At 40.8% G+C, this 14,528-nt stretch carries 6 protein-coding genes, 1 pseudogene and 1 other annotated feature (1 of these 8 running past the window's edge); of the genes and pseudogenes, 1 reads left to right on the forward strand and 6 read right to left on the reverse strand.

All coding sequences use genetic code 11. The features are described from left to right. Nucleotides 1-109 precede the first annotated feature (109 nt). The 4 genes from B7697_RS02160 to B7697_RS02175 all read right to left on the reverse strand — a co-directional run bounded on the left by B7697_RS02160 (nucleotide 110) and on the right by B7697_RS02175 (nucleotide 10,348). Nucleotides 110-2,818, reverse strand: coding sequence for an ABC transporter permease (locus B7697_RS02160; RefSeq protein ID WP_192851463.1), 2,709 nt, complete (start codon nucleotides 2,816-2,818; stop codon nucleotides 110-112). Beyond that, nucleotides 2,814-3,515, reverse strand: coding sequence for an ABC transporter ATP-binding protein (locus tag B7697_RS02165; RefSeq protein WP_084950237.1), 702 nt, complete (start codon nucleotides 3,513-3,515; stop codon nucleotides 2,814-2,816). Before B7697_RS02165 ends, B7697_RS02160 begins: the two co-directional genes overlap by 5 nt. A 114-nt stretch (nucleotides 3,516-3,629) precedes the next feature. Next, entirely contained in the window at nucleotides 3,630-4,322 is a 693-nt protein-coding gene (locus B7697_RS02170; protein ID WP_000240129.1) for a phosphoglycerate mutase, read from the reverse strand. Between the two features lie 152 nt (nucleotides 4,323-4,474). Beyond that, a complete protein-coding gene (locus tag B7697_RS02175; RefSeq protein WP_084950116.1) occupies nucleotides 4,475-10,348 on the reverse strand; it encodes a ZmpA/ZmpB/ZmpC family metallo-endopeptidase in 5,874 nt (1,957 codons plus the stop codon). 533 nt (nucleotides 10,349-10,881) lie between these two features. Here B7697_RS02175 and B7697_RS02180 point away from each other — a divergent pair. Then, nucleotides 10,882-11,063, forward strand: a pseudogene (locus B7697_RS02180) (transposase); the annotation flags it as partial. 78 nt (nucleotides 11,064-11,141) lie between these two features. Here the strand turns inward: B7697_RS02180 and B7697_RS02185 are convergent. Continuing rightward, on the reverse strand, nucleotides 11,142-11,510 hold the full coding sequence (locus tag B7697_RS02185; RefSeq protein WP_084950118.1) for a hypothetical protein: 369 nt from the start codon (nucleotides 11,508-11,510) through the stop codon (nucleotides 11,142-11,144). 111 nt (nucleotides 11,511-11,621) lie between these two features. After that, on the reverse strand, nucleotides 11,622-14,414 hold the full coding sequence (ileS, locus tag B7697_RS02190; protein ID WP_084950120.1) for an isoleucine--tRNA ligase: 2,793 nt from the start codon (nucleotides 14,412-14,414) through the stop codon (nucleotides 11,622-11,624). 45 nt (nucleotides 14,415-14,459) lie between these two features. Continuing rightward, nucleotides 14,460-14,528: a binding site (T-box leader), on the reverse strand; it runs 142 nt beyond the window's last position.

A 14,528-nucleotide genomic window follows, 5' to 3' on the forward strand; every position in this document is an offset into this window, starting at 1 on the left:
ACAGGTTGGCATGCCTGTAACCAAGAAGAAGTTATTTGTCTTTACGACAGTTCTTATTCTACCAAGAAGCAGAGACTTTGTCAACTGATTTACTGTTTAAAAACTTGACTTACTCTACTGATTTCAGGGCTTCAAGCATATCCACCTTTCTCAAGTGGTGATTTACAAAGAGACCCAGTAAGGCTAAGATCGCAGTCACTGCGACGATTGGAAGAGCATAGACTTCCCAGCTGACCCGCGGATAAAAAAGTATGGTGGCAGGTGAGATCATTTGAAGCAAAAATTGATGTAAATAGTAGCCGGATACCAAACCGAGAACAATCCCCACAAAAGACAGCACCATGGTCTCGCGGTAGATATAGAGGGTCACTTCTTTATTATGGAAACCGAGAACCTTGATGGTCGAAAGTTCACGGATACGTTCTGCCACATTGATATTGGTGAGATTGTAAAGAATGACAATGGCTAGCAAGACGGAAACAAAGATAAGGATTGCCATGGTTTTATTGAGAGAATTGGCTACAGATTCAAAGAGGTGGATAGCTGTTGCATTTTGGATCACCCCAGAAACAGCAGTTTTTTTCATAAAGGCCGCAGCTTCTTTCTCCGTATTGGATGGTGTTGGCTCTTTTAATTTTACTAGGTAGGTATTGTCTTTCGGACTGATACCGTAGACTTGTTCGTATGTCGCTCGGTTGAGATAAACAAAGTGTCCAACATAGTTTTCAGAAATAGCCGATACCCTGATTTCTTTCCCATCAAGCTCCAGCTTGTCTCCAACCGTAATACCTTCTAGTTGAGCTAATTTTTGACTCACGACTGCTCCATCTGTGACCTGCACCTCTTGGCCATTTTCCTCTAATGCGATAAAGGGTTTGAAATTTTCTCTGCTTGTGACCATTATGGTGATAGTCTGAAGTCCTGCTTTTCCTTTGAAATCTTTTTCAATGGATTTAGAGTAGATTTTTTGGTAAGCATGGATAGGCTCAGATTGCAAGGCACTTTCTAGGTCTGCTTTTTCTTTCTCCGTTGCACTGCTCTTTTCCGCTACAATCATCTGGTATTGCTGGATTTGTTCAAATTGACGCTCCACAACTCCTCCCACAGAAGACTGAATGCCAAGACCTGCAAATAGGAGAGCAACCGAACCCGCAACTCCAAAAAGGGTCATCAACATCCGTTGCTTATAACGGAAAATATTTCGCGCCGTAACCTTATGAGTGAAGCTCAGACGACTCCAAATAAAGCTCAGGCGTTCCAGCAAAATCTTTGATCCCTTAACGGGAGGTTTAGGAAGTAAGAGTTGGGTTGCTTCATCGTGTAGTTCCCTCCGTGCCACTAGATAAGCTGGCAAGACACTAGACACCCAACTTAAGGCCAGGGCAAGAAGGCTATAAGACCAGTAGAAATACTCCTGACTTTTCCCAACGACCATTCCAGCTGTTATAACATCCGAAATCACGCCTGCAAGGAGATAATGTCCTAGAAGCGTTCCTAAAACGGTTCCCACAGTTCCTGCAAGAAAACCATAGAGGACAAACTTGGCAACAATATCTTTATTCTGGTAACCTAGGGCCTTGAAAATACCAGCATTGGTACGTTCTTCATCCACAAAGCGAGTCATAGTTGTAAAGGTTACCATTGCAGCAACCATAAAAAGCACCACGGGAAAGATATTCCCGACAGAACGAATACTTGCTGAAGCGTTACTGTACATGAGATAGCCTTGACCGCCTGGCATGGTTTGGCGGTTGTATACATGGTAAGTAGGCTCTGCCAGTTCATCAAGCTCTTTCAGGCGTTGTTCAAGCTTCTCTTTTTCCTTGGCTAGATTACTCTCTGTCTGAGCCATTTTTTCTTTTTCTGTAGCCAATTCTTCCTTAGTTTTTGTCAATTGCTCCTTGGCTTGACTCTTTTGAGGCTCAGGCCAAGTGGTCACTTGTTCTTCTTGAGTTTTCAATCGACTTTCAGCCTGTTCTAACTGACTCTTGCCTTTTTGAAGGTTACCTTCAGCTGTTTGGAGCTGCTCTTTTCCATCTTCCAAGCTCTTTTGCCCATTTGCTTTGATACTTGCCAATCTTTTTTGACCATTATCGGCAAGCAAGTTTTGTAAGTCTTCCTGGTGTTGATCTCGTTTGCTTCTATAGTCTGATGAAAAAGCATCTATATTTTTTAAATCATCATAGCGCACACGCGCAATGCTATAAACATCTGAGTCAAACTGACTGGGTAAAATCACTCCATAGCCAGCCAAGCTTCCATTTCCACTACTAGCCCCTCCCAAGTCTTCTTGAGAAAGTATCTCACCCGACTGAACAAATCCAATAATGGTGAAAGATTGGGATTTTATGACGGTCTTCCCTTCTTCTTTCTTGCTAAAGGTGATAGTCTGCCCAATCTGATAGCGGTCTCTCCAGAAATCTGCCAAGGAAATTTCCCCATCAGCCTCTGGAAGTCGCCCTTCTGTCACTTGAAAAGTTGAAATTCCCTCTGGCTTAGAATAAAGTCGAACCGCTTCTTCACTATTTTCAACGGTTAGGTCTGCCATATAGCCAAACTCAACACTTGCTCCTTGAAGGGTCTTTAGTTCGTCTTGATCCTTTTTATCCAAGCCATAATCAGCTATCACGGCCAGATCCAAGGTATTTGCTTTACGGAGATAATCCTCAGCCGTACGTTCCATATTGGGGCTAGTCACTTTGAGACCTACTAGAGCTAAAGACCCCAGCATCATCAAGGTCAAGATGGATAAAAAGCGTCCCTTAGAAGCAGTCACCGACTGGAGCAAGTCTTTTCGGTATGTTTTTTTCATGCTAATACTCCAATGTATCGATAGCCTGTGGATGCTCATTGATTGTTACTCTCATAACAGTGGCATCACGCATGTGAATCACCCGATCTGCTATAGGAGCTAGCAAGCTATTGTGAGTCACGATGATTACCGTCGCTCCCTTTTGACGAGACATGTCTTGGAGAATCTTCAAAACCTGCTTGCCTGTCTGATAATCCAAGGCTCCAGTTGGTTCATCACAAAGGAGGATTTTAGGATTTTTGGCTACTGCGCGTGCAATGGAGACTCGCTGTTGCTCCCCTCCAGAAAGTTGGGCTGGAAAGTTATTGAGACGATGAGCCAGACCTACATCTGTCAAGACCTGTTCAGGATTCAAGGCATCTGTCACAATTTCAGAAGCCAACTCCACATTTTCCTTAGCGGTCAGATTGGAAACTAGATTATAAAACTGAAAAACAAAACCGACATCATTTCTACGGTAATTGGTTCTCTGGTGGGAATTGTAGTCTGCAATATTGGCACCATCAATCCAAATCTCCCCTTCATCATTGGTGTCCATTCCCCCAAGAAGGTTAAGAACTGTTGACTTACCAGCACCAGATGCACCTAGAATAATAACCAATTCTCCCTTTTCAATCTCAAAATTCACATCGCGATTGGCCACAATCTCCGTGTCCCCAACCTGATAACGCTTGTAACAATGTTTCATCTCAATATAAGCCATCATCAACCTCACTTTCTTTAACTACTTCTTAATATCATTATAACGCTTTTTCGAAGAGTTGGATACTAGAATAAAAAGAAAAACCTAGGTATTCCTAGGCTTTCTTTTTACAAATTATTTTCCAAGGTAGTATTCAGAAACTACGTTCAATTTTTCGTCGAATTCGAATACCAATGGTGGGAAGTTAGGGATTTCCACATCCATGATTTCGTCATCTGACAAACCTTTGATGTGTTTTACAAGGGCACGGATTGAGTTACCATGAGCTCCTACGAATACGTTTTTACCATCTTTAAGAGCTGGAGCGATTTTATCTTCCCAGAATGGAAGGGCACGTTCCAAAGTCACTTTCAAGTTTTCAGCATCTGGAATAACTGAATCGTCAAGTGAAGCGTAACGACGGTCAGTGTGAGCTGAGTGCTCATCATCACGGTCCATGTTTGGAGGCAATACATCGTATGAACGACGCCAGATGTGAACTTGTTCATCACCAAATTGTTCAGCAGCTTCAGCTTTATTTTTACCAGTCAAACCACCATAGTGACGTTCGTTCAAACGCCATGATTTTTCAACTGGAACCCACAATTGGTCAGAAGCTTCAAGAGCCAAGTTAGTTGTTTTGATCGCACGTTTCAATACTGAAGTGTAAGCTTGGTCAAATTCGATACCAGCTTCTTTGATCAATTTACCAGCGTCAATCGCTTGTTGTGTACCTTTTTCAGACAAATCAACATCAGCCCAACCAGTGAAAAGGTTAGCTTTGTTCCATTCAGACTCACCGTGGCGAGCAAAAACCAATTTTACCATTAGATGGATTCTCCTTTAAATTTTCCGAGGTTTCCCCTCGTTTATCTATTCTATTTTACACAATTTTTCACAAAAAAGCTAGTTAAAATCGACAAGTTCTGACAGTCAGGAAGTAAAGTCCTCTCATCCTGACTAGAAACTTCTATAATTCATTACTTTTTATTTGCAAAAATAGAAGTTCTGAAGTCATTTGTTTGATCTAGGTAGGCTTTAAAGACTGCTCTCTTAAGTTTATGGACGGCACTGTCAGTTTCTGGGTTATAGTCACTCCAACGCGTACCTTCTGCATCCTTGAGAACAGCTTGGTCCATCAGTTCTTGCAACTCATTTACTCTTTGAATGGTTTTCGTGGCATTGCTCATCCATGATTGCGTCGGATCTTTAAAAGTAATTTTATTCAAATGATCAAACTGAGCAACGCGCTCTTGATACATAGCTTTTTTAAAGGCTGCCCAAGATGAATACTGACCACCAAATAGCTTTTCTAAAACAAGCTTATCTGTCACTAATCCTTGCTTTTTACCGTAGAGGTTGATTGTCTGACCATTTTGTTTAGCAATTTCTTCATATTGGTTGGAAATATATGGGACCATACCTTCTTTAAATCCTTTAGCAGCTAAGAGTTCATAAGCTATCCGGCGTCCCATAAGATCTCCAGGAGTTCCTTTCTCACTGCTCAATGCTGAAAAGATTGGTGCAAAGAGTTTAATCGTAAAGTAGCCATTTCTCTCATAAGTGCCAGCCTGATACTCACGAGCCGAAAGAATATTATTGTCAATCAAACTCTCAAAGCTAGTCAATTTTTGGGCTTCTTCTTCAGTCAAATCTTTCACAACATTAGTAGCATAAACATCATTTCCGTCTGCTGGATCTTTCACATACTTGTTCTCAATTTTTCTGAGAGCTTCCATTTTCTGGGAAACATTCAGTTTCTTAACGATTGATTGCCCTTCAAGATATTCCAACAGATAGATGAGGTCAAACATGTTATGAGCGTATTTTTGGAGATCGGATGCATCTTTGAATCGTTCCGTCGGATCTAAGACTTGTAGACGGGATCCTTCTAAGCTATCTGATTTTGAATGTTTCAAGATTGAGTTAATAGTAAGGGTCGCATCATTTGGATGATCTGGAGCTTGTAATAAACCTTTAGCAAAGAACTCAGGACCAAGACCACTTCTTCGACCATAGCCACCAAGATAGATATCCTGATCGGAATCATGGGTCATTTCATGGGTATACGTAATAGCGCCATCCTTATCCAACATACGGTAAGACATATAGTAGACACCATCTCCTGTTGCGTATGCACCGTGATGATTATGAACTACCTTGTTACCAACTGGTCCAAAGAAATGTTGCATTGCAGGATTTGAATTCTCAAAGTCTGCGATTGTTGAAGCCTTTCCTTCAGTATGATCATCACCAAACTTATAGGCATCATAAAGCAGGATCGTACGATAGAGTTTTTCACGTCCCTGATTATCTAAAATACGATACCAATAATCGTAGTGATCTCGCTGACGCTTGGCTGTTTCACGCGCATTATCTTCAACAAACTTATTGAGTTCATCTCCAGCCTTATAGTCGCTGTTGCGGTAGCGATCGTAAGCTCCAAATCCTAGGCTAGACAAGGTTGAGATGACAAATACAGATCTTTCTGGCAAAGTAAGGAGAGGCAAGACCATATTGCGGTATTTCCAAGTACTACTAGTAATTCGGTCATAAACACCGATAGAATACTTAGTCCCTGCTTGCTCTTGCTTGGCTTTGACCTCTGCAATAGTAGATTTTTCTTCGACAATGAAAGCTTTGGTCTGTTTTTTAAACCAGTCATTGTTGCTAGTGTTTGGTAAAAAGACTTTTCGGTAATTTTCTAGCGTGCTAAACAAATCTGTCGTTCCATGATGGCTGGCAAGACTGATACCATAAGTATCAACGTTGTTCTTAGCAAGCAGATTATTAAATCCTGATTTCCCTAACTCAATCAAAGTATCTAACGGAGATGCATTTCCTTTGCCAAAGAAATCAAGGTGATACAAGACCAAGTCTTTAATATTAACCTGACCATAGCTAAAGTTATACCAACGCTCTAAGTAACTCATACCAAGAAGCAAGGCTTCCTTGTTGCGCTTAATTTTATCTACGATGTAACCTGTCATTACTTGATTGTTTTCCACTAGACCAGCATCCGCTGACAAGAGTTTTCTCAGACTGTCTTCTAGATGCTCCTTCGTTTTAGCAAACTGCTCTTCTAGATAGAGCACGGTTTGCTTCACTTTTGGTGAAATACCAAGTGTGTTTCTAATAGTGTCTGAATGATAATTTACCTTCTTCAATTCTGGTAAGACTTGCTGGATAATCGTTTCTTGATTATACAAGAATTGGTTTGGCGTATAGAGAAGCCCCGTATCTCCTAGACTATATTCTGCTAACTTAGCAAAATCAGTCTGGTACTTGAGATTGAGTTTCTCAGATGAATGATCTTTGTAGTGAAGCAGGAGTTTGTTTGCAGTCTGTTTGTTGGAAACAATATCTGTTATGACTTGATCATCCTTCATCATAACTGCAGACAAGAGTTCTTTTTGATATAAAAGACTGTTCTCATTGACCAGGTTTCCATATTTGACGATGGTTGCCTTGTTGTAGAAAGGTAGCAATTTTTCAATATTTTTATAAGCCAAGGCGCGCTGAGCTTGATAATGCTTCACCTTAGAAAAATCACTTTCTTTACTACCACTTGTTGAAAGAGACTCCACTGTTGGAGGGGTGAGAGGATTGATTTCTGCTTTTTTATTCGTCACTTCAGAAGCATCTAAAATTGTTCCTCTTTCTACAAATGATTCCTTGCTGACGACTTCTTCCCTGACCAAGGTGACATTGTAGACTCTATTAGCTTTGTTGCTGAATGTATTAGCCACCTTCATTTCATTATAGTGGTAACCGGTAATAGCATTCCCGTTGGTTACATTGACATCACTTAGTACATTGGTCAATCTTCCTGCATGCTGTTCCTCATTCGTCTTTCGATCCCACAAATATCCAGCCACACCCGCAACTCTACCAAAGTGCTTGACATTGTTGATATCACCTTCAGCATAGCTATCCTGTATATGCGCATCTTGGTCTACTAGACCTGCTAGCCCACCAACAGTCTGATCTGAACTATTGGTGTTGGAGGAAATGGCTACTGTCGCTTTTGACTTAGTCAGTGAAGCTCTGCCTCCTGTCAAATGACCGACCAAACCACCAATATTGTATGCCGCAGTCGTTTCGTAAGTATTAACAATTCTTCCCTTAAAACTGCTCTCTGTGATGCTTGATTGGTCTGCCTTAGCCAACAAACCACCGATACCACGTTCCCCAGCCAGAACACCATCGACATGGACTTGCTTAATCTTTGTGTTATCCGTAGCTTCATTGGCCAGTGAACCGATATCATCTTTACCTGAAATAGAGACATTTTTTAGGCTCAACTTTTCTACTGTGGCCCCTCTCAAGCTTTCAAAAAGAGGCTTTTTCAAATTGTAAATAGCATACTGCTTACCATCTTTTTCACCAATCAACTGACCAGTAAAGGTGCCCTTGATGTAAGATCTGTCATCAGGTCCCAACTCCACTTCGTTGGCATTCAAGCTAGCCGCTAAATGATAGGTTCCAGAAAGATTCTTGTTGATTGCTTTAACCAGGTTGCTAAAGGAAGTGAAGTTTGTTGTTTCTTCTGTGGCCTTTTTTGCGAGATAGAAGGTGAAATTATCGACATATTTATTTTCTAGCTCTTGCTGGAGTTTCTCAGCTTTGGCTATGATTTTATAAACGGATTGTCCATTTTTTATTTCTGCAGTTATTGAAGCGACAGGTAGATAGACATCTTTGAATGACGACGATTTTGCCTTAACAAAGTAAGTGTCTATATTACTTGGAACACTGTCTAAAGAAACATGTTGTTTGTAAGTACCATTGGTCTGACTATATAACTCCAGATCAGAAACATTTCTTAATTCAAGTGTTTTTTCTGGATCTTTTTCTTTTGGTTTTTCAGCCGGATTTTCTGGTTTTGCTTGCTCAATATTGCCAGTATATTCTGGAAGAGGGGCAATTTGTTCGGGTTCAACAATCGCTCCGGATTGGGTACCTGTATAAGATGGTTTCGATGGTACCTGTTCTGGTTCGACGATAGCTCCAGATTGAATGCCAGTATATTCTGGCAAGGAAGGCTGAGTCTCCGGTTCGACGATGGCACCAGCTTGAGTTCCCTTGTACTCTGGTTGTGGAGCCACTTGCTCTGGTTCAACAACCGCTCCGGACTGGGTACCTGTATAGGATGGCTTATCAGCCGTTTCTGGTTCGACGATGGCTCCAGATTGAATTCCTGTATATTCTGGTTTTTCATTTGTCTCAGGGGCAACTATTGCACCAGATTGCTCACCTTTATATTCTGGTAAGGAAGTATGGGTCTCTGGTTCGACGATAGCACCAGCTTGAGTTCCCTGATATTCAGGTAGCGGAGCTACTTTCTCGGGTTCGACTATTGCTCCAGACTGAGTGCCTGTATAGGATGGTTTATCAGTTTTCTCAGGGGCAACTATAGCATCAGATTGCTCACCTTTATATTCTGGCAGGGAAGGCTGAATCTCCGGTTCGACGATGGCACCAGCTTGAGTTCCCTTGTATTCTGGTTGTGGAGCTACTTTCTCTGGTTCAACAACCGCTCCGGACTGGGTACCTGTATAGGATGGTTTATCAGCCGTTTCTGGTTCTACAATGGCACCTGATTGAATCCCTTTGTACTCTGGCTGTGGGGCAACTTGCTCAGGTTCGACTATTGCTCCAGACTGAGTGCCTGTATAGGATGGTTTTTTGGCTGTCTCAGGGGCTACAACAACTCCAGATTGCTCACCTTTATATTCTGGTAATGAGGCCTGAGTCTCAGGCTCTCCTTTTCTTGCAGACTGAGGTGCTTCACTCGGAGCAACTGCCTTCTTAGTCCCCTTCTCTACTATACGTGGCAAGGATTTCTCTACCTTGGTCGAGAGGATCTCACGAGTAATTTCTTGGTTTTCAACAGTGAAAACACGAACAACCTCAACCTTCTTCCCAACATGACCTTCTTGTTTGACACGAATTGTTCCCTCAATTAAATCTGGATTCTCTTGAACCACTTCAGCAAAGTCTAGCTTGGTTTCAATCTCTTGATCTTTGTATAAGAGCTCTGGTTTATTTAAACGACCAGCCAAGACTTCGTCATGAGGATCCACACTAGCAATACCAGACGGCTTTTGATTGGGTGAATCTTTAGAAGGGATTGGCTTGTCAGCAGGGCTTGTTGGAGATGGATTTTTCCGCTCATCTCCTACATTTTGCCTACCTTCATTGGTCTGAAAATGAGGTTGAAGCATATCGTCTAGTTTCTGACCTCTAGCAGCAGTTTCTTGCAGACTAGCATCCTTGTCTTGCTTAATATAACCTAGATAGGTATAACCTGACAGGACTCTTGGCAGAGGCAGACTATCACCTTGGGATAATTGATATTCTTGATTATATTGGAGCAAGAGTTGATTTTCAATAGCCTGAACCGAAGAAACCAAACCACTCCCCATGCCTGTTATCAAAACAACCTTCAACAGAGTTTTCTTATTGCCTTTCTTTCTCGAAACAGCAAAAATAAGGAGTCCAATCGAAGCGAGGGCTCCACCCGAAAGGACGGTAACCAGATTACTGTGCTCACCGGTATTAGGCAACTGACCTAGTTGGGCTTTCTCATCCATACGGTAGACTAGATAATAGGTACTCTCACTATCTTCAGCAATATTAGGAAAATCCTTTACAATCAAGTCCTTCTCATGACTACTCAGTTCTGTATCCGTCACGTATTTGTAGTGAACAGATACATTTTCTTGAGCAAATACGGTCCCACTGCTAGCAATAGACACAAAAAATAAGCTAGAAATTGAAGCAGACACAAGACCAATCGCCAACTTTCGTAAGGAAAAACGATGCTGCTTCTCTCCAAAAAATTTTTTCATTCTATATCCTCTCTATTATTTTATCCATTTCAAAATAGAAGAAGCATTTTGCTTCCTCACTATGATAAACTTACAAGAAACAAAAATACTTCTATATATATTTTGATATATTTAATCTACAACCATTATTATACTATAAAAAGAGTTCCTTGTCTCAAATAAATGCTTTAGATTTTACGAATGAAATAGCTTATTTATCCTGTAAGATTTTCCGTCAATTGGTAACAAAAAAATAAGGCTAACCGCCTTCATACTGTAATAAGTATTTCTAACAAAGATTCAATTCATCCCACCTCAGTTCGAAAAATATGATTCTTCAATTTCAAATTTTTTCAAAATTTCAAAGTATAGGAATTGCCAATAATTGTCATAATTTCTCCTATCTAGTCCACGAATGGGGTCAATCCAACAGAACTACCTACAATAAACAATACAGACAGTGCAGGAGTCACACGCTCATCGTCCTTGAAATACACAATAGCCACAATTCTTAAAACTAAAATAGTAACTTTCATCAATCATGAAATCATTGAAAAATCGTCAACGCCCTTCAATTACCCTATTCTAACTCCAAATCAGAAGCGACCAATAATCTCATCAAACTTATCAATCGAAATTCCTTTGGTTTTCGAAACTTTGAAAACTTCAAAAAACGATTTTTATCGCTCTGAACATCAAAAAAGAAAGGACGAAATTTGTCCTTTCTCTATCTTAGCTTTTCTTTAATCCACTACTGCTGACAAAGAAACAATTTTAGAGTTTCTCCATTTACTCTAGTTGACAAAAACTCTATTTATAGTTCAACTTTAAATTTTTTGAGGCTTCCTAAAAACAATGAAGCACCAACAATAATGACGATTCCCCCTATCCATCCTAATAATGGAACCAATGCAAGTGCAGAACCAACAATTAATAAGACTGAGGGTGCAATAGAAATTCTATTATCATCTTTATAGTATATTAGTGAGAGAATACCTAGAATTAAAATTCCAATTTTTACTAAACTAAAAACAATAAAAATAATTCCTAAGATGACACCAACAACTTCTTCATTATCAAATATAGAGGCAATCATAATTATAATAATTGGCAAAATGGTTAGAATAGTTCCTGTAACTAAACCAATGATACCATCTAATTGAGCAAGTGTTTTCTTTTTCATCAATATTTCCTTTTCATTAAAAATTAATATTGTACATTAATTTTGTTTAATATTTTCTTTTATATCAAACTAAAATACACACACAGAAAACTTTTTTAATCTATAATTCGATTATTTCTCTTCAAATCCTTCTGCGACTGCTTCCGCAAAGTTTTCTTCTACGATGCTTGCACAGTGGTCACAGATGACTGCGTGGTAGCTGCGTTCTGCTGTTGTTGGGTCGATACGACGGCAACGGTCACATACTTGGCCTGCAGCGCGTTCAACTGTAAAGGCTACATCTTCGAAGCTAACGGCAGCTTCTGGAGCTGGTCCTTCTGCGATTGTCAATTCAGACACGATCAAAAGTTGAGCTACATTGCTGTTTACTGCTTCGAGTAGAGTTTTCACCACTTCGTTTGGATAAACTGTCAAGTGTGCTTCAAGTGATTTACCGATTACTTTTGCATTACGCGCTTCTTCCAAGGCTTTTTGAGCTTGTCCACGGAAGTCCATGAAGGCAGCCCATGTATCCAAGATTTCCTCTTGATTAGCAAAAGTTTCAGCTTCTGGCAATTCTGACAATTGAACGAAGTCTTCAGCTTCAAACTCTAGATATGACCAGATTTCTTCCGCAGTGTGAGGAAGGATTGGTGTCAAGAGTTTGGTGATTTTCACAAGAATGTCATAGAAGACAGTCTGCATTTGACGGCGTTCCAATGATTTGGCACCTTCGATGTAAACAACATCTTTAGCAAAATCAAGGTAGAATGCTGACAAATCAACGTTGATAAAGTTCACCAAGGCCTTGTAGATTGTCAAGAATTCAAAGTCCGCATAGGCATCACGAATGGTCTTGACAAGCTGGTTAAAGCGAATCGTCATGTACTTATCAACTGAACGTAGTTCTTCATAAGCTACTGAATCTTGAGCTGGGTTAAAGTCAGAAGTATTGGCAATCAAGAAACGAAGAGTGTTACGAATCTTACGGTAAGTTTCAGAGACTTGGCTCAAGATATCCATAGAAATACGCACGTCATTGCTTGAGTCAACACTTGTTACCCAAAGACGCAAGATTTCAGCACCAAATTGTTTTTCAACATCACTTGGAGCAATGGTATTTCCAAGAGATTTAGACATCTTCTCACCTTTACCATCAAGGGCAAATCCTTGTGACAGAATTTGTTTGTAAGGTGCTACACCATGGTTGGCAACAGATGTGATGAGTGATGAGTTGAACCAACCGCGGTATTGGTCAGAACCTTCTAGATAAAGGTCTGCTGGGTAAGTCAACTCAGGACGGTTTACTACAACTCCATTCCATGATGAACCTGAGTCAAACCAAACATCCATGATATCTGTTTCTTTCTTGAACTCGCCATTTGGTGAACCTGGATGAGTAAATCCTTCTGGCAAGAGATCCTTAGCATCACGTTCCCACCAGATGATAGAACCGTGTTCTTCAAAAAGTTGAGCCACGTGCTCAATGGTTTCAGCTGTCATAATAGCTGTACCATCTTCTGCGTAGAAGATTGGAAGTGGAACACCCCAAGCACGTTGACGAGAGATAACCCAATCGCCACGGTCACGAATCATATTGTAAAGACGGACTTTACCCCATTCTGAGTGGAACTTCACTTTTTCAATTTCGTCCAAGATTTCTTGGCGGAATTTAGAAACTGAGGCAAACCATTGTGGTACTGCACGCCAGATGATTGGTTTCTTAGTACGCCAGTCAAATGGGTATGAGTGAGAGATTTCTTCTTGGGCAAGAAGGAGGCTGCCAAGTTTTTCAATAACAGTTGGAACTACCTTTTCATAGAATTGACCTTCAAACTCAGGACCAGCATTCTTCATCATGATACCACGTTCGTCAACAGTCACTGCGACTTCAAGACCATTAGCAATACCAACATTGTAGTCGTCCTCACCGAAACCTGGGGCTGTATGGACAATACCTGTACCAGAGTCAGTCGTAACGTGGTCACCAAGAATCACCAATTCATCTACAGCTGTATCCCATGGGTGTTCTGTTACGATGTGGTTCAATTCTTGACCACGGTAAGTTGCCAATACTTGAACATCAATCCAGCCAAATTTCTCAGACAAGCTAGTCAACAATTCTGCAGCAACCACAAACTTACGAGCTTCACCAGCAGGTTGAACCAAAACGTAATCAATATCCGCTCCAACAGTCAAACCACGAGAAGCTGTGATAGTAAATGGAGTAGTTGTCCAGACAACGATGTAGGTATCTGTATCTAGAACGCCTTTGCCATCTTTTACCTTGTTGGCATAGTAAAGGGAAGTCGAAACCAAGTCATGGTATTCAATCTCTGCTTCCGCAAGAGCAGACTCAGATGACCAAGACCAGTAAACTGGCTTGGCACCACGGTAGATATAACCTTTATTAGCCATTTCCCCAAAGACACGGATTTGGGCTGCTTCATAGTCAGGAGTCAAAGTCACATATGGATTTTCCCAGTCACCAGAAACACCCAAACGTTTGAAGTCTTCACGTTGTTTATCTACTTGAGAAAGTGCATATTCACGGCAAAGTTTCAAGTACTCAACCAAGTCCATTTCTTTGCGTTTGATACCTTGTTTTGCCAAAACTTGCTCGATTGGCAGACCATGTGTATCCCAACCTGGAATATAAGGAGCATAAAATCCTGACATAGACTTAGAACGAACAATGATATCTTTTGAAATCTTGTTCATAGCGTGTCCAACGTGGATATTTCCGTTCGCGTATGGAGGGCCGTCATGCAAGGTGAAATGAGGTTTTCCTTGGTTCAATTCTTGACGACGTTGGTAAAGTTTTGCATCTTCCCATTCCTTTTGCCAAACTGGCTCTTTGGTAGGAAGTCCTGCACGCATTGGGAAAGCTGTTTTCCCAAGGTTAAGGGTATCTTTGAGTTTCATGGTATCTCCTTTATAAATAATAACAAATTAAAAACCACGACTGCCAAAAAGGACGAAAATCGTGGTACCACCTTTATTCGAAAAAAGACTCAGCTTTTTTCCTCTTATCCCGTA

This window comes from Streptococcus mitis (genome assembly GCF_002096895.1).
Taxonomy (GTDB): Bacteria; Bacillota; Bacilli; order Lactobacillales; family Streptococcaceae; genus Streptococcus; species Streptococcus mitis_AH.